Origin of the sequence: Bacillus sp. AG4(2022) (assembly GCF_031844465.1) — a bacterium.
GTDB lineage: Bacteria > Bacillota > Bacilli > Bacillales > Cytobacillaceae > Bacillus_AB > Bacillus_AB infantis.
In genome coordinates, this window is sequence record NZ_JAUZVH010000006.1 from 37,122 (window position 1) to 53,817 (window position 16,696).

At 43.8% G+C, this 16,696-nt stretch carries 11 protein-coding genes and 2 riboswitches; of the genes, 7 read left to right on the plus strand and 4 right to left on the minus strand.

All coding sequences use genetic code 11. From position 1 onward, the window contains the following. Positions 1–71 precede the first annotated feature (71 nt). Complete coding sequence (locus Q9R36_RS16555) at positions 72–311, plus strand: hypothetical protein (protein WP_009792920.1); 240 nt, start codon at positions 72–74, stop codon at positions 309–311. A gap of 187 nt (positions 312–498) precedes the next feature. Next, positions 499–1,050, plus strand: a complete 552-nt coding sequence (locus tag Q9R36_RS16560; RefSeq protein WP_022544423.1) for a 3D domain-containing protein — start codon at positions 499–501, stop codon at positions 1,048–1,050. A 63-nt stretch (positions 1,051–1,113) separates the two neighbouring features. Here Q9R36_RS16560 and Q9R36_RS16565 read toward each other — a convergent pair whose 3' ends face one another. After that, on the minus strand, positions 1,114–1,776 hold the full coding sequence (locus Q9R36_RS16565; RefSeq protein ID WP_311225547.1) for a hypothetical protein: 663 nt from the start codon (positions 1,774–1,776) through the stop codon (positions 1,114–1,116). 463 nt (positions 1,777–2,239) lie between these two features. Here Q9R36_RS16565 and Q9R36_RS16570 point away from each other — a divergent pair, with 463 nt between their 5' ends. After that, positions 2,240–3,889, plus strand: coding sequence for a M4 family metallopeptidase (locus Q9R36_RS16570; RefSeq protein WP_009792923.1), 1,650 nt, complete (start codon positions 2,240–2,242; stop codon positions 3,887–3,889). Positions 3,890–4,000: 111 nt separating this feature from the next. Here Q9R36_RS16570 and Q9R36_RS16575 read toward each other — a convergent pair whose 3' ends face one another. Beyond that, the gene (locus Q9R36_RS16575; protein WP_009792924.1) at positions 4,001–4,153 is read right to left on the minus strand and encodes a hypothetical protein; all 153 of its coding nucleotides are present in this window, start codon (positions 4,151–4,153) and stop codon (positions 4,001–4,003) included. A gap of 1 nt (position 4,154) precedes the next feature. Further along, positions 4,155–5,393 carry a helix-turn-helix domain-containing protein gene (locus Q9R36_RS16580; protein ID WP_009792925.1) on the minus strand — a complete coding sequence of 413 codons (1,239 nt, stop codon included), beginning with the start codon at positions 5,391–5,393 and terminating at the stop codon, positions 4,155–4,157. Between the two features lie 904 nt (positions 5,394–6,297). Here Q9R36_RS16580 and Q9R36_RS26155 point away from each other — a divergent pair. Beyond that, positions 6,298–7,050, plus strand: a complete 753-nt coding sequence (locus Q9R36_RS26155) for a methyl-accepting chemotaxis protein (RefSeq protein WP_396137120.1) — start codon at positions 6,298–6,300, stop codon at positions 7,048–7,050. 77 nt (positions 7,051–7,127) lie between these two features. Here Q9R36_RS26155 and Q9R36_RS16590 read toward each other — a convergent pair whose 3' ends face one another. Then, the gene (locus tag Q9R36_RS16590) at positions 7,128–8,636 is read right to left on the minus strand and encodes an alpha/beta hydrolase (RefSeq protein ID WP_311225549.1); all 1,509 of its coding nucleotides are present in this window, start codon (positions 8,634–8,636) and stop codon (positions 7,128–7,130) included. A gap of 163 nt (positions 8,637–8,799) precedes the next feature. Then, positions 8,800–8,882, plus strand: a riboswitch (cyclic di-GMP riboswitch). A gap of 98 nt (positions 8,883–8,980) precedes the next feature. Between Q9R36_RS16590 and Q9R36_RS16595 the strand changes: the two genes are divergently transcribed. From Q9R36_RS16595 to Q9R36_RS16605, 3 genes are all read left to right on the plus strand, one after another. Then, positions 8,981–9,208 carry a hypothetical protein gene (locus tag Q9R36_RS16595; protein ID WP_311225550.1) on the plus strand — a complete coding sequence of 76 codons (228 nt, stop codon included), beginning with the start codon at positions 8,981–8,983 and terminating at the stop codon, positions 9,206–9,208. A 198-nt stretch (positions 9,209–9,406) separates the two neighbouring features. Further along, positions 9,407–9,493, plus strand: a riboswitch (cyclic di-GMP riboswitch). A 15-nt stretch (positions 9,494–9,508) separates the two neighbouring features. Next, positions 9,509–9,658, plus strand: a complete 150-nt coding sequence (gene sinI, locus Q9R36_RS16600; RefSeq protein WP_224949511.1) for a DNA-binding anti-repressor SinI — start codon at positions 9,509–9,511, stop codon at positions 9,656–9,658. A gap of 215 nt (positions 9,659–9,873) precedes the next feature. Next, entirely contained in the window at positions 9,874–16,434 is a 6,561-nt protein-coding gene (locus tag Q9R36_RS16605; RefSeq protein WP_311225551.1) for an S-layer homology domain-containing protein, read from the plus strand. The last annotated feature ends 262 nt before the right edge of the window (positions 16,435–16,696 follow it).

The following is a 16,696-nucleotide window of genomic DNA, read 5'->3' on the forward strand; positions in this document are numbered from 1 at the left end:
GGGCCAGGTTTTATACCACTGGTCATAGGGTAAGAGTTAGTGTATTTTTATATACCTGGGAGGTTGAAAAAATGAGGGCATTGACTCTGGCAGAAATAATCCTGATTATTTACGCGATGATCATGCTGTTTACGTCCATATTTACTTTAATTAGTGAAGGATGGGTTGCCCTGGTATTTAACCTGGTAGAAGGAAAGGGAGCGATCTTTTCAGGAACTCTTATTCTTATCATCATAATAGACGCCTGGAGAGTGAAGAAACGAAGAAACTTACTGCAAAAGGGCAGGCTGAAGCCGGGGCAATTATTTTAATTACATAAACAGAAAAGGAGTTGAAAAACTCCTTTTTCTTTTGGTTAAATAAGCTGTTTTTTTTGTTATATTACAAAATGACGTTTAAATGAATTGTTTTGTAACATAAATAGAAACCTATTGAAACATTATTGTTATCTTAAACTGTTAACATGTTCCTATGATAGAAGACAAAGGAGAGTACGTTTTGAAGAAATTACTACTAAATGTAAGTGCAGCATTGTTATTGCTTTTCGGATTTTCAAACGCCACTTTCGCCTCTGGAACTACATATCAGGTAAAAAAGGGAGACACCCTCTGGTCAATCTCCAAGAAACATAATGTAACAGTACAGCAATTAAAAACCTGGAACAAACTGACTTCAGATCATATAAAGATAAATCAAACGCTTAAAACAGCAGGTACAGCAGTAAAAAGTGCAAAAACAGCAAAAGCTCCTGCTGCTGCCTACAAAGAAATAAAAGTGAAAGCTACCGCATATACAGCAAGCTGCAAAGGCTGCAGCGGAATTACGTATACCGGCTTAAACCTGAAAAAGAATCCAAACATCAAGGCTATTTCTGTCGACCCAAGAATCATTCCGCTGGGATCTAAGGTATATGTTCCCGGTTATGGCATGGCCATTGCAGCGGACAAAGGCTCAGCTGTTAAAGGAAATAAAATTGATGTCTTTATCCCTAATAAACAGCGTGCCCTCCAGTGGGGAAACAAAACAATCACTGTCAAAGTTTATAAATGATCCTAACCGGCTTCCACATAGGGAGCCGTTTTTTTTGCTATTATCCAGACTGCCCCCCGCATATCACCAGGAAACTTTTATCCAGCCCTCTTTTGTTTCAATCCCATAGGCAATATAACCCCCAAAATCAACAGATACTTCAGCTCCCGTTTCAGCGGAAAATAGGATGTTTTCGGACAGTTTTTTGTATTCATTAAAGCCTTCAGCGAAAAGCTCAGCCAGCAAATCGGCATAGGCCACAGGTGCATTTTTGACTCCTGTACTCATATAAACAATCGGTTTGCCATCCTTGGCTATGACAAAAAGGTCGGAATTTGGCAATGCGTACAACTTGGCTCCGTATTTAGCGGCTGTTCTGCTCATGTGGGCAAATTTTTCTTTATCCATAATATTGACGTATACTTTATTCTCGATTTTAATTGTATCCTGATTCTGTGATTGTGGAGAATCTGTTTCACTTTCTTCCGACGGTTCTTGAGAGGCGCCGTTCTCAGTTTCGGATAGATCCTGCAGCGGCTCTTCCTTGTCCTTGGAAGGCTCTGTTTCTACAGTTACAGTTTCCTCAGCTTTGGGACTGGCGTTTGCCGTTTCTTCCTGCTTCTCACTTTGAACTTCGTCAGCTTTCTTATCAGAAGCAGTCGCATCCAAAGGGGCTCCCTCCATATAAAAGGCTCCTGCTGAAGCAAGGAATAATGCCGTAAAAATAATGGCATAGATTTTTTTCATTTTAATGCCTCCTTTTTTCCTCTTTAGACGATCAAGATAACCTAAAGGTTTACAGAAGAGTGGAAATATTTCAGAAATGTTACAAAGGTCATCTGATCTTGGGGTAATATGTAAAAATAAGTGTCTATTAGCCTATGCTTATTTACATAGGATTGTAAAAGGGAAACTATATATTCAGATAAAATATATTGGGAAAAATAAAAAGAGTAATAGTAAAGATTTCACCTTTTTACGAAGCTGAAGCAAAATTGCATCGAAACTTCCCTAGCTTTTCCTGGCGTTAGACATCATAGGGATTGGGAAAGTTTTTGCCCATTTCTCTATCAGACTCCTTCATTTATCTTTTTTGGGCCTGCTGGGTATATAGATTTATTGTGATTAGCCTGCTCGCTGGCTACACTTATCCTTAACACGTGTAGATATGGATTAGCTAGTCCTAAAAATAGCCAAAGGGGATATTAAAATGACAAAAAAGTTAGCAACGCTCGTACTCGGAACTTCCTTAGCTCTCAGTGCCGCATTTCCGGCAGCCACTGCCTACGGTTTATCTCCTTCAGAAAAATTGCTCAATCAAATGGAGCTGCAGCAAAAGCTCGAACAAAAAGAGAAGCATGCCCCAAAATTTTTGGCTGGCAAGCTATCAAAAAACAAAGCCAAAAATGATGATGATATAAAAAAATTCCTCAAAGATAATAAAGACTTATTCAAAGTAGATCCTTTCAAGGAGCTCATACTGTTGAATGCTGAAATAGATGACCTTGGAATGAAGCATTATAAATTCTCCCAGTCTATTAATGGGGTCCCGGTGGAAGGGGCTATTTTTAAGGTCCATACAGATAAAAATAGTGATGTAACGGCTGCGACAGGACAATTATATGCTGATGCATCAGAAAAAATAACTGATACAAAAGCAGCCATCAGTAAAAAAGAAGCGGTTGATCTTGCCTGGAAAAATATCAATCTGACAGAAGAGGATACAAAAGGCAGCGACCAGGCTGTGCCTGCTGACCTCGAGAAAGCCGGCAAAAAGAGTGAAGTGAAAAATACGCATGTGAAAAATGACCTTGTGATCCATGAAAAGGACGGGGAGTATACGCTCGCTTACAAGGTCCAGCTGCAGTTCATTGAGCCGTATGGGGCGAACTGGCAGATCTTTGTCGACGCGAAGAACGGCCATATTGTCGAAGCTTATAATGCTGTGGCAGATGCGGCTGCAACCGGGACAGGCACAGGCGTGACCGGCGGCTCCAAAACATTGAATACTTATTCTTCAGGCGGAACTTATTACTTATATGATGTTACAAAGCCAATGAATGGAGTCATTGAGACCTTCACTGCCAATAACGGTTCCTCCCTGCCAGGCTCGCGTTCCGCCGACAGCAATAATGCATGGACTGCGACCAATCAAAGGGCGGATGTGGATGCACATTATTACGCCGGAAAGGTCTATGACTATTTTAAAAACACGCATAACCGCAACAGTTTCGACAATAATGGGGCAACCATCCGATCAACGGTCCATTACGGATCACGCTATAATAATGCGTTCTGGAACGGTTCGCAGATGGTTTATGGAGACGGTGATGGCTCCCAATTTACATCTCTCTCCGGAGCCCTTGATGTAGTGGCCCATGAAATCACCCACGCGGTCACTGAAAGGACGGCCAATCTGCAGTACCAGTATCAGTCTGGTGCTCTGAACGAGTCCTTCTCCGATGTGTTTGGATATTTCCTTGATCCAGGCGACTTCCTGATGGGTGAGGATGTGTACACCCCTGGCCGTTCCGGCGATGCCCTCCGCAGCATGTCCAACCCGACATTGTACGGGCAGCCTGAGCATATGAACCAGTATGTGAACACAAGCTCCGATAATGGAGGCGTCCATATCAACAGCGGAATCCCGAATAAAGCTGCCTACTATACAATCAGCAGCATCGGCAAGGCCCAGGCCGAAAAAATCTACTACCGTGCCCTGACTGTCTATCTGACACCGACGAGCAATTTCAGCTATGCACGCGCAGCGCTCCTGCAGTCTGCCGCAGATTTATATGGAAGCGGAAGCTCTGCTTATAATGCAGTCAGAACTGCCTGGGACAATGTAGGGGTCTATTAAAAGCCGAATACCGGTTAGTTTTCTTAACAAGAAGAAGAGCTGCTTCCAGTGAGAAGCAGCTCTTTTCCTGTGACTTGAGGGATATGCCTGGGGAAGATAGTAGAGGGGGTATCAGCTGTCTTCCTTCAAAGGAGGCTGAATGGGACGATCATCAGGATTTTCAGATGCAGCAAAGGAGCTTTTAGCGTCCGGGGGAGCTGCATCACCGTAATGAACCAGCAAACCCAAAGCGGCAATCAGCAGAAACAGATATTTTTTCTTCATTTTACTGTAATTCCTCCCTGTACTTTGAGATATATTGGATTGCCTTTTCGTACTCGCCATGATGAATCAGATGCCTTGCAAGCACCTGATAGAATTCCTCCAGCTCATTCTCGTGCTCATCGGTCTTTTCAAGAAAAGGCAGGAGCCTTTCCTGCAAAAACTCTACAGCCTTGCTTTCATCTGCAAAACTGGTGAGGTGATAATGGGACATCAGCTCATACTTTCTGGAGCTGGCTTTCTGTGCAAGCAGTTTCAGTTTTTCAAAATGCTTTCTGCTGTCATTGTCGCCGAGCTTGTGAAGAGTCTCGGCATATGAATACAGACTGATCAAATAGTTGGACGACTCGACCGGATGAAGGGCCAGGCTTTTTTTGTAATACAATGATGCCTTCTTCAGTTCATTGGTCCTTCTGTACAGATAGCCCATATTATGGTAAATCTGCGGCAGCAGGGCTGTCTCGATCTTCAGCGCCTCAATGTTCCTGAGCAGATGCCTGAAGCACTCGGCTGCCTCATGATAAATGCCTGCGTGGGTATAATTGATGCCCAGCAGCATCAGGGTGTGCAGAATCCGCTTGAAATTGAACTGGTCTGAAAAATGTCCCAGTGCTTTCTTTCCATAGTGGACGGCTGCCCCTGACTCTTCCTTCATGCTTTTGACAAGTCCGTAATGGTAAAACAAATCCCCGGCTCCGATGGCGCTTTCCTTCACTTTATCCTCGATCAGGGTGCTGAGGATATTGTCTGCTTTTTCCAGCTGACCTGTCTGTATTAAAGATAACGCATTAAAGTAGCTGTATAAATAGGTTTCATGTTGGGAAAAATTCTTTTTTATCTTGCCTAGATGCTCTCTCTGAGCCGCTGCTCCATTTATATCTCCGACGAAGATAAGATAGCGGTATTTCCAGAGAGAATAGTAGTTTATGTAAGGAGTAAAGGTGATCAGCTCTTCTGCTTTAGACAGGGTTTGGAATGCTGCTTCTGCCTGTTCCTTTTGATAGTAGATCAGCTTGGTGATAAAATCCTCAATCATACTCCCGAACTGTTCCTGCTTATCTTCTGCCTGCTGTAAAGTGATGCCAAGCTTGTTCAGCAATAAGTCGATCGTGCCATCATGGGCTTCTTTGGAGTTGTTTTCTATTTTGCTAAGGTGGGAGATGGAGCAGACACCTTGGGCCAATTCCCTCTGTGTCATCCCTTTTTTTGTCCGGTAATACTTGATAAGCGCTCCGGTTCTCATGCTTTTACCTCCTACTTTTCCCGTAGGAATAGTATACCAGCAAAGGGGAATAAGTGTAAGAATATTCTATTAATCAAACGTTTGATTAATAGCAGGGTGCGGTTGAAGAGGGGTTGGTGGGTCTTTGGTATCATCATACAATAATAGGTAAAAAGTTACAATTGCATAAAGTTGGGAAAATTTTTCAATAATCAGCTCCTGGAATAATGCATTACGTTAACAGGAGAAAGAATTCTTAACAAAATGCTTGTCAGTTGCAGCCTTGTAAAAAATTGATATCGTCTGCTGCCTTTTTTTGTATGAAGCTAAATTTCCCTGCTGTTATACCGATATATCCATTAAAGGAACTATATGAAAATGGGAATAGGGGAGTATAATGGGGAATAAAAAGAATGATGTCATTAAAAAAATAATGGTTTATATGCTGAATGTCGCAATGCAGGCTGCTGTCTCAGGCATGATCATCATAGCCATCTATTCATTGATTTTCAAAAAGCAGGTGTTCTCGGCAGAATCAGCTGCTTTGCTGGGATTGATCATCATAGCATTTATCCTCTCAGGATTTATTAATTTTGCTTCGTATGCAAAGCCGTTCAATGAAATCCAGCGTTTTGTGGAGCGGGTGAGCAAGGGAGACCTGTCAAAGCCGGCTGACATTAAGCAGCTGGGACCGCTGAAAAGCATCAGTGCACCGCTTGAGCATATGAGAGCCGGCCTTCAGGAGCTCATTGCCCGTGTCAAGGATACGGGAGGTACTGTATCCAGGTCCTCAGGTTCATTAGAGCAAAGAGTCGCAGAGACGAATGAGAGCCTCCAGGGAATCAAAAAGCAGATCATGGAATTTCAGCAGACTGTCTATCAGCAGCTGCAATCAGCCAATGAAGTTGCTGTCACGATGGATGAGATGTCGGTAGGCGTCAGCAACACAGCTGAAACCTCAAGCCTAGTCAATCAGGCTTCAGCAGAAACGGCCAGCCTTGCCATTTCAGGAAAGCATCAGGTGCTTGAGGCTGCTGAAAAAATGCATGGTATCGACCAGTCCTTCAATTCACTTGAAGAGGCCATTAACAGCTTCCTTGAAGGTTCAAAAAGAATTGCCGTTATAACGAAGGAAATATCGGACATTGCCGGGCAGACAAATCTGCTGGCACTGAATGCAAGCATAGAAGCGGCCAGGGCCGGGGAGCATGGGAAGGGGTTTGCGGTCGTCGCCCATGAAGTAGGGAATCTGGCCAGCCAGACCAATCAGTCTGCCTCCAACATATCAGCCATCATCCAGCAGCTCCAGGGGGATGCGGATGCCACATCCGCTGCGATGAAAAAGACCAATCAGGATGTAATAGGCGGCAAGCTATCCATCGAGGCTGTTGTACAATCCTTTGAAAACATATTGGGATCTGTAGATAACGTGAACGGGCGCATCCAGGAAATATCGGCGGTCAGTGAACAAATGGCAGCAGGAAGTGAAGAGGTGGCAGCAAGTGTTGAAGAATTATCCTCTCAATTTCAGCATGTCAATGAACGGCTGGTGGAAGTTGTCAGCCATGTTGACGGCCAAACTGCGGATATGGAGACAGTCAAAGAAGAATCGGAAGCCCTTAATGATATTGCGGCAAACCTTAATGGGCTGCTTCAAAAATTTAAGGTTGAAAGCTGAAAAAAGAAAGGACAGCGGCAATCTAATTTGCCGCTGTCCTTTCTTTTTATAATTGCTTAGTCTAATCTTCTGGAGTTTTAAGCAGGTTCCCAGATTTCAATAGGAGCCATACTGACTTTCTGGTATAGATCGCTGATTTCCTTATATAGCTTTGTATCCTCTGAAGCCAGCTTCAGGAGCAGCTGCATATCATTTAATGCTTCAGAAATTTCCCTCATGTGCATATGCTTCTTATAAGTTAGATTGAGCAGTCTGATGATGGAGAGCTCTAAGTCCCTCCTGTAGTCATCTGCCCATTTGGCTTTGAACTGCGGCATAAGCTTCGGCGGAATTTTGCCTGATACCTTTGATTTTAATAGCTTTATATCAGCCCAGTTTTCTGTTTCGAGCGCCTGATTCAACAGGTGGAAGAATTTCAGGGCGTCGATTTCTATGGCTCTATTTATGGAGATGATGTTGTTTTCAATCGTAAAGGGGTCAGGAATCCCGCCGCTTTGAAAAATTTTACGCAGGTGCGTCAAACTGACGCGCAGCTGGTTCTGGGCATTGGCTACAGGCAGGGAAGGCCAGAAGACCTCCGCAATAATATTCCTGGAAACTGGTCCATGCAGGCACAGGTAAGCGAGAATTTCTTTCGCCTTGCGCTGATTCCATTTTCCTTCAATTATCGTATTTCCTGCTGTCACTTTAAACTCATCAAGCATAAAAACTTCAATCTTATCTTCATTTGGAGGAGGCGTCTCAAAAGCTGCCTCCAATTGGAGAAGCAGCTTTTGCGTATAAGAGCTTCCCGAATCGGGCTTCACTTCCGCCATCACTGCCGGATCGGCTAGAAACTCCCGGCATTTGGATAGTGTCAATTCAGGCTGATCCAGCTGTATTAAATGGGATGCTGAAGGAATGATGTATTTTCTGCTTTTTCTGATATAATCGCTGCTCAGCATGACAACGGAGGCCGGATAAAAGAGATCAAATTCCCCGGCTAAAAACAAGGCTGGTATATCCATATGTTTAAAATGAATAATTGAAGAACCGGAGATCAACTCCCTTGCCAAAAAATAAGATGGCAAATCAAGCCTTGAGCAAGCATCTCTTATAAGAAAAGAATTGGGGCCGATCGATTTATAAAGAAGATGTGTGATCCAAAAATCTGCCAGCCCCTCTTTATCAATTAGCGGCAAGTTTTTCTCTGAAGGTGATTTTCTTATGCAATCGGCCAAATTGATGGCTGGTGTGGAAAAGACAATGAACGACAGGATGCTGTCAGGGTGCCGGTCCTGCCACTGTGAGCCGAAATAAGCCCCCAAGCCCTGACCGATAAAATGAAAAGAGGAGCACCCTGCCTCGTCCAGTACTGATTCAAAATCCTCATTCAGTATATTCCAGGATAAAGATCCATTTGCAGCACTGCTGTATCCGTGCCCCCTAAAGTCAAATAGTAGAATATGATAATCTGCTAACTGAGGAAGAATAAGGTTCCATACAGTGCTGTCCAGACCCAGTCCATGTGCGAGGACAAGAGTCTCTGCATCAGGATTGGCTGATTTAATCGACTTATAGCTTATTCCTCGTTTAGTCGTTTTCATGTTGCCCTCCGAAAATTCATTCTGGCAAAAGCCATTTACATTATTATCGGCAGGGAAGTCCCTTTTATTAGGAAAAAATAAACATTTTTTTAATATAAGAAGCTATAAATTTTGTAGCAGCAATTGATAAAAGAGGACAAAAGTAATATGATAATAGTATGAATATTGAAAAAGGCAAACTTATTGAAAAATAAGGACGCAAAGCCGCGAGTCTAAGGCGCAAGCTATGATCGTCGGGCTGCCAGGGTGATAACGCGGATAGCTTTGGATTTTATGCTTAGTCCTTTCAGAGCTATACGGCCGAACCTTTTGGCATAGTGACTGAAAGGAAAGGGTGCATAATCATGTATTTTTTTGGTACGGAAGAATTTTTTGAGGAGCAGTTAAGTAAAGCTGTTGAAAGCGGGAAGAATCTATCAGCCAGCTTTTCTCAGTTGGAGCGGGAGCTAAACTATAATTTTATTTGCACGGACAGCCTGCGGAGAGAATGCCTGGCTAACCTTGAGGCAGCAGGCAGGAAGCTCGAGCATCATCTTCCATCATATAGCGGGAGACATGCTGCTGTAGTGTAGCATTAAAAGAAAGCGAAGGGAAAATTCCTTCGCTTTCTTGCTGTTGTTGTCATTCATTTATACAACTGGGAAATCAAAAGAGAATAATAGAAGTTTTTGAAGATTAGCTTCAAGAATTCGACAAATCTATGTAGGTTTCTGTCGTAAAGAAAATGGTTATTTTTTCATTTTACGGGGTACTTTATACCTGTACTACATTTCTGTGAAATGCAAACTTATTGAAAGATAAGGGCGCAAAGCCTCAGGTCTAAGGCCATGTATGGTTAAGACGGCTGGGCTGCCGCAATAGGGGAAACGGTTATGGGTATGAGTAATGAAGTAGAAAAAGAGTGGATCGAATTATTGCTGGAAGCAAGAAATGTTGGTTTGACCTTGGGAGAAGTAGAGAGCTTTTTTAGAGGAGAACATGATTTTTGGACCAGGCAGGAAAATATAACAGAAACTGATTGAAATTTTTACTTAAGAACAACAGGAACATACATAGAACCAAGAAACGTCTACCCTTCCGGTATGGCGTTTCTTTTTTTCGACAAAAATCTTCAAATATCGGGAGGTGCCTGTCACCACTTTAACCACTTTACTCTATCTTTACAATTTTCCAACAATTCCTTCATGTTCCATTTTTACAATTGGATTGAGAGAAATTTGGGGAGGTTTGTTGAGGGATGGGGAAAAAGAGATCGAAATTTGGTCATTTGCTGATGAGTTCAATGCTTACGGGCGGCATGCTGGCGCCTTTTTCGTCGGCAGTTCAGGCAGAGGAAGCGCTGAAGCTTGATCGGCTGCTGATTACGGAAATTGCTCCTGACATTAAGGGGGCAGAGGATTATGAGTATTTTGAGCTGCATAATCCAACAGCTCAGGAGATAAACCTTAAAGACTTTCAGTTTTACTATGTATATACAGACGGGAAAGGCGGAGATTTGCCTTTATCTTTTGGAGAGTATGTACTGAAGCCGAATGAAACCGTCGTTCTCTGGTATAACAAAAGTTCCAAAACCAAAGAGGATTTCCGGGACCATTATGAAGCTGAGCTGCCGGATGAAGCAATTCTTGAGTTCACAGGAAGCGGATTCACAGGGATGGCCAACACTGGCAATAGGGGAATAAAAATTGTCGACGGCCAGAATGCCGAGGTTTCTTTTGCCAGCTATGTTAGGGATGAAACAGGAGAAGGGCTCTCTAAGCATTTTAAAAGCCAGCCGGAATCAGCAGAAATGCTCCCATTTCAGATTAAAGGAGCACCTTCACCGGGAATAATTAGTGCTGGTCAAATTTCCGTGCCAGAGGGAGAAAATAATACGGCTCCAGTCATCACCCATACTCCTGCCGAAACGGTGGAAGGCAGCATGGATCTGCAGATTGAAGCAGTTATAGAGGATGACCAGGATCGGCTGACGGCCGTGGTTTATTATCAGAGCCATGCAAGCATGAAGTGGAAGTCTGTCCCTCTTGTTAAAAATGGTGACAATACATATGCAGCGGCAATACCGGCTGCCGACTATTTGGGCGGTACACTTTCCTATTATATTGAGGCAGCAGATGGAATGAATACAACTGCCTTTCCGGCAGATAAATCAATGCCTGTTCAAACAAAGATAGAAACTGTTCAAGAAGCAGATCCCCAGTCAAAGCCAAGGCTGATGATCACGGAAATCACTCCTGATACTTCAGATGTTAATGGCAAGGATGGGTACGAGTTTATTGAAATCTATAATAATGCCGATCAGGCAATAAACCTGAAAGATTATCAAATCATTTACCGATACCCGAATAATACCCAGCTAAATTGGGATCTTGCTGAAGATAAAATGGTAGAGCCGCAGAGTTCTGCCGTGGTCTGGATCAAAAATGGGGCCAATGATGAAACCAGGCTGGAAAGCTTCAATGAGAATTACGGCACCAGCCTGGATGCCAGCCAGGTCATTGAAATCCATAATGATGGGATGGCAAACGGATCGGAACGCACGCTGATCATAGCCGATGATCTTGGCACAGAGATTGCGCAAGCGTCCTATAATAACAGCAGTGCTGATGTATACCAGAATAGCGGCATCACTTATAAAACTCCAGCAGCCGGCAGAGATATGGTGAAGGCTGGAATCAGCGAAAAAGCAGCACCAGGGTCAGTTCTGCCTGGACAGGTACCTTCAGAACCGGTGAAGCTGTCAGATGACAGTGAAGCTCCAGTCATTACCCATGAAGTACAGACTGAAATTGAAGGCGGACAGGATGCGGTGATTTCAGCAACCGTTACAGATAACACAGAAGTGCAGGCTGTTTCCCTCTCTTACCGGGCTTCAGAAGCAGCTGAATGGAAAACGGTTAAAATGCTTGTAAGCGGGCAAGCTGAATATGTTTATGAAGCAGTCATCCCTGAAGCGGATCTGCGGTCAAAACAGATTGTCTACAAAATAGAAGCAACCGACGGAATCAACTCCAGCAGCACCGGTGAGGCTATAGCAAATATCACACCGGCCCAATACGCAAAGAATGAAGTGCCGCCGCTGCTCATTACTGAGGTTGTACCTGATTCTACCAATGTGAATGCTCTTGATGGCTATGAATTTATTGAAGTATATAACAATACAGATAAACCTATTAACTTTAAGGATTATAAAATCCGCTACCGCTATCCGATGGAAGGGCCCGAAGCAGACTTGATCTGGGGGCCGGAAAAAGAGGATATTATTATACCTTCAGGTGAAGCTGTTGTTTTCTGGATTATCAACACAGGAAATACTGATAAAACAGCAAAAGACTTTAACAGCAATTACTCTTCCAATCTCGAAGAAAATAAGAATCTCTTTAAAATGGTTTCCAATGGGATGGCCAATACAGGGGACAGGGGCATTATCATTGCGACTAATACCGGCCGGGAAATAGCAGCGTCCTTCTATAATGATGAGCCGAATAAGAAGGATACTGCTGCCAATAAGGGCATATTCTATGCATTTCCTACTGATAAAACAACCAAAATGGTCAAAATCAGTGCGGGGGCAGACAATGCAACCCCTGTTGCGGTCATGAAGACCCAGGTCCCGGCAGCAAAGGCAGAGCTTAAGGAAGACACAAAAGCACCGGCCGTTGAGGATCTTTCCAGTATCACAGAAGTAAACGAGAAGGAAGATCTGCAGCTCCTGTTTGACGCCGCAGATGACCAGGATGTAAAAACAATGCGCCTCTTCTACAGAACGGACAGCAATGGGGCATACAGATCGGCTGATCTGCAGCCAAGCTATGATGATGGCCTCTATCATTTCAAAATCTACTCTCCGGAGCTGATTGGAAAAGATAAAGTCGAGTATTATACGCTCGTTTCAGATGGAAACCATACAATCGAGTCAGAGCCGGCAGAGATTAAAATAACAGGCGGAGAAGAAGAAACAGGACTGCGCCTGAATGTTAAGAATGACTCTATTGTTACAAAAGAGACAATTCTTAAAGCAGCCTCTGCTTCGGGCAGTTATGAAAATATCAAACTCAAAATCGATGGAGAGAGTGTTGCAGCAGAAACCTATAAAGCGCTGGAAAAACAGGCCTACTTTGCATTTGATGTTAAAAAGACAAATTTATTTTTCCAAAATGGTGTTACGATGGGTGATGAAGTTTTAAAGATATTTGACGATACGATCAATTCATATGTAACAATGACTGTTCCTATTGAACCGGACAAGCTTTCATTGAATGAACCGGCTGTCATTTCCGTCCGCTCAGGCACAAAGGTGTCTCCTTTTGATCAGGAATCAGAGGAAAACCGTGATGACTTTTATATTAAAAATGCCAGACTTGTCCTAAGCGACGGGACTGTCATATATGACCCGGCATACAGTGACAAGGAAAAGGAATTGACTGTCGGAGACGCAGGCTCTGCCAAGCCTGTATATGATTTCTCTTTCGAGGTGCCGGAAGAAAAATTCGCTGCCAAAGCTTATAAGTGGAATACCCTTGAAGCCGGAGAGGGCGAGCATACAATAACAGCCACCGAAGGGGCTGACTCAGCATCATCGACAGTGATTGTCGATAATTCTGCACCAGTCATCTCAGCTTCTGTAGAAAATGGCAAGGAATATAAAGGCAGCTTTACACTGGACGCGGATGTAGAAGATGAATGGTCCGGGGTAACCACCGTATCAGCCACTCTTGATGGCAAGGAAGTTACCCTGCCATATGAAACTGGCTCTGCCCAGCTGGATCCGGGCTCACATACCTTTGAAATCACTGCAATCGACCTGGTCGGCAATACAGGTAAAGAATCTGTAGTGTTTAAAACTGCTGATGAACATCCTGCCAAGCCGAAGGCACTTTCTCCCGAAGACGGGGCAAAAGATGTAAAAACAGATGCGAAGCTGTCAGTAGAGGTTTCCGACCCTACTAATGATGATCTGTCTGTGAGATTTTACAAAGGCTTTGAATACAAGCCGGCAGATGCAGAAGTAAGTGTCTTCTCCAACTCAGCTGACAGGGAGCCTCCGGCAGAAATGATTCCGGCAGGGGAGACTTTGCTGGCTGCAGCAGAGGAAGATAAAATGAACGATAAGGATGGCGAGTATGTAACAACGTCATCTGTAGAAAAATTCCCTTATCAGCGATTCGAAGTTAAGGTAGATTCGGAAGTAGATGAAACAGACATCATCCAGATAGACTGGGAAGGGAAATCCCTTTTGGGAAGAAAAGTCAGCATGTATGTCTGGAATTTTGATAGTGAAAAGTGGGAGGTCCAGCAGTGGAAGGTGGCAGATCAGGATGATTTCACTCTGACTGCTTCCGTGCAGGGCAAACAATATATGAAGGACCAAAAGATACAAGTGATGGTCCAGGATGAAATTTCAGCAGAAACGCCATTTGATTATACAATGGTTTGGATGTCGGATACGCAATATTATTCAGAGAGCTACCCGCATATTTATAAAAAAATGGTAGACTGGGTGGCAGCCAACAAGGAGAATCTGAAAATCCCTTATGTCTTCCATACAGGAGATTTGGTTGATGTTTCCACAGATCCCCAGCAATGGGCATATGCCGATGAGTATATGAACGTGCTCGAAGATGCAAATATACCTTACGGGGTCCTGGCAGGCAATCATGATGTAGATCATAAAACCAATGATTATACCCAATACTCCCAGTATTTTGGAGAAGAGAGATTTGCAGACAAGCCGTATTATGGAGGATCTTATAAAGACAATCGCGGTCATTACGACCTTATCAGTGTAAATGGCAATGATTATATTATGGTCTATATGGGCTGGGGCGTTGAGGATGCTGATCTTGAATGGCTAAAGGATGTGCTTGCCCAATATCCGGACCGGATGGCGTTCCTGAACTTCCATGAATACCTTCTTGTTTCGGGCAATAGAAGTCCGCTTGGAAACAAATTCTTTGAAGAAATTGTAAAGCCAAATAAAAACGTGCTGGCCGTCCTTTGCGGCCATTATCATGACAGCGAAACGCTCGTTGATGAGATTGATGATGACGGGGATGGCACACCTGACCGGAAAGTGTACCAAATGCTGGCTGACTACCAGGGAGGGCCTGAAGGCGGACAGGGATATATGCGTCTCCTGCATGTCAATCCTTCAGAAAATAAGATATATGTAAAAACTTACTCTCCGTATCTGAACGATTATAATTTCTACGATGCAGATTCTTATCCGGGCAAAGATGAGTTTGTTATCGATCTTCCATTGGAGCCGAAGGAGAAGGTCGTCTCCACTGACAGGCTTGAAGTGAAGGTTTATACAGACAGCCAGATCGGGGAGACTCAGACCCTGTCAGGAAAGAAAGCGGCGGAAACAGGATGGGCCGGCCTGGAGGCCAATAAACTGTACGGATGGTATGTCCGGGTGAATGATGAATTCTCAGGGGAAGCATTGTCAGATATCTGGTCATTCACTACCGGCAATGGAACTGGCGGGGGAGACAATGGGAACCAGGGTCCAGCCCAGCCATCGCAGCCGCCTGCAGCACCTCCTGCAGAGCAAAAGCCGGGAGAAATTCTTCTTCCATCCGGTGCAGTGCAGATTGAACGGAAGCAGAACGGTATTGTCACTGCTGTCCAGAGCAGCCAGGTTCCGGGAATTGTCAGCATGCTGAATGGGGAAAAGAAAGTAATTCCTATCATGCTGGAGAAGACGGCTAAGGGTGAAACAGCAGCAGCAAGCATTCCTGTAGTTCTCTTCAGGGATGCCGCAGCTAAGCAGAAAGATGCATTCATCCGCATAAAGAATGGTGAAGCAAGCATTACCCTGCCAGTCAGCCAGATTCAGACAGCAGAGCTGGCGGAAAAAATGGGGACTAATGTCGAGGATCTATCCATCGTCATCTCTGTTAATGAAGCAGCTGAACCTGCTTTTAAAGAAATGGCAGAAAAGAATAAGCTGACTTTGGCATCAAAGGTGATGGAATTTACTGCAGAAGCGGCAGCTGGAGAGAAGAAGCAGGCGCTGGAAAACTTCAGCAGTTATTTAAACTATGAGCTGGCAGGCAGCAAAGAATTCAATGCTAAAACCGCTTCTGTCATCTTTTTTAACAGCACTGGTGCCATTTCATCAGTACCAGCACTGTTCAAGGGCAGAACAGCAGAATTTAAATCATTGGCCGGAACTGTCTTTGCAGTTTCAGAAGATAAGGTATCCTTCCCGGATGTAGACAGGGAAAGCTGGCCGGCTGATTATATAGAGACCCTCGCATCCAAACATATCATTAAAGGAAAAGCAGATGGAACATACGCACCGCTAGAAGAGATGACCAGGGCACAATTCACTGTTTTGCTTGTCCGCGCCCTCGGCCTTCCGGCTGTGGATTATGACAATCGCTTTAAGGATGTAAAAGGGACTGAATGGTTCAACAGCGAAGGTGAATTGATGGCAGCTGTTCAAACGGGCATCATTCAGGGCAAAGAGGATGGGAATTTTGCCCCGAATGAGAGGGTTACAAGGGCACAGGCCGCTGCCATGATCAGCCGTGCTATGGACATTCCGTTCATTGGCTTTAACAAGAATGTGTTAGAAGAGAGTAAGAAAGCTTCAGATTTCAAGGATGCCGCCCAATTTGCACCATGGGCGAAAGAAGGAATTGAAGCTGTTTATCAGGCTGGTATAGTATCTGGGCGTGAGGATGGCCGTTTTGACCCGAATGGCTATACAAGGCGAGATCATATGGCCAAAATTCTGGCGAACTTCCTTATAGCCGCCGGTTTGATGGATGATACAATTACAAAGTGAAAAAAGCAGGCTGCTGAAGCAGCCTGCTTTTTGTGCTCTTACTATACTGAATGGTAGCTGATAATTATTTTAGAATAACGATATACAAGGTTAGAAAGTATTGTTCTACCATATTGTGAAAAAGTGAAATTTAGTTTTTCTATGTTGATATATAATTTATAAGCTCTAATCATATAAATTTATTATGCTGAACAAGACGAATGAAAAAAGACCTACTTTTGTTAGAAGTTTATGGAATCGAGACTAATTTACTAGTATAATA

Coding starts and splice junctions, on each gene's coding strand:
- Q9R36_RS16605 (WP_311225551.1), top strand. CDS start 9,874: ATGGGGAAAAAGAGATCGAAATTTGGTCATTTGCTGATGAGTTCAATG.
- Q9R36_RS16555 (WP_009792920.1), top strand. CDS start 72: ATGAGGGCATTGACTCTGGCAGAAATAATCCTGATTATTTACGCGATG.
- Q9R36_RS16565 (WP_311225547.1), bottom strand. CDS start 1,776: ATGAAAAAAATCTATGCCATTATTTTTACGGCATTATTCCTTGCTTCA.
- Q9R36_RS16590 (WP_311225549.1), bottom strand. CDS start 8,636: ATGAAAACGACTAAACGAGGAATAAGCTATAAGTCGATTAAATCAGCC.
- Q9R36_RS16580 (WP_009792925.1), bottom strand. CDS start 5,393: ATGAGAACCGGAGCGCTTATCAAGTATTACCGGACAAAAAAAGGGATG.
- sinI (WP_224949511.1), top strand. CDS start 9,509: ATGGGTATGAGTAATGAAGTAGAAAAAGAGTGGATCGAATTATTGCTG.
- Q9R36_RS16570 (WP_009792923.1), top strand. CDS start 2,240: ATGACAAAAAAGTTAGCAACGCTCGTACTCGGAACTTCCTTAGCTCTC.
- Q9R36_RS16575 (WP_009792924.1), bottom strand. CDS start 4,153: ATGAAGAAAAAATATCTGTTTCTGCTGATTGCCGCTTTGGGTTTGCTG.
- Q9R36_RS26155 (WP_396137120.1), top strand. CDS start 6,298: ATGTCGGTAGGCGTCAGCAACACAGCTGAAACCTCAAGCCTAGTCAAT.
- Q9R36_RS16595 (WP_311225550.1), top strand. CDS start 8,981: ATGTATTTTTTTGGTACGGAAGAATTTTTTGAGGAGCAGTTAAGTAAA.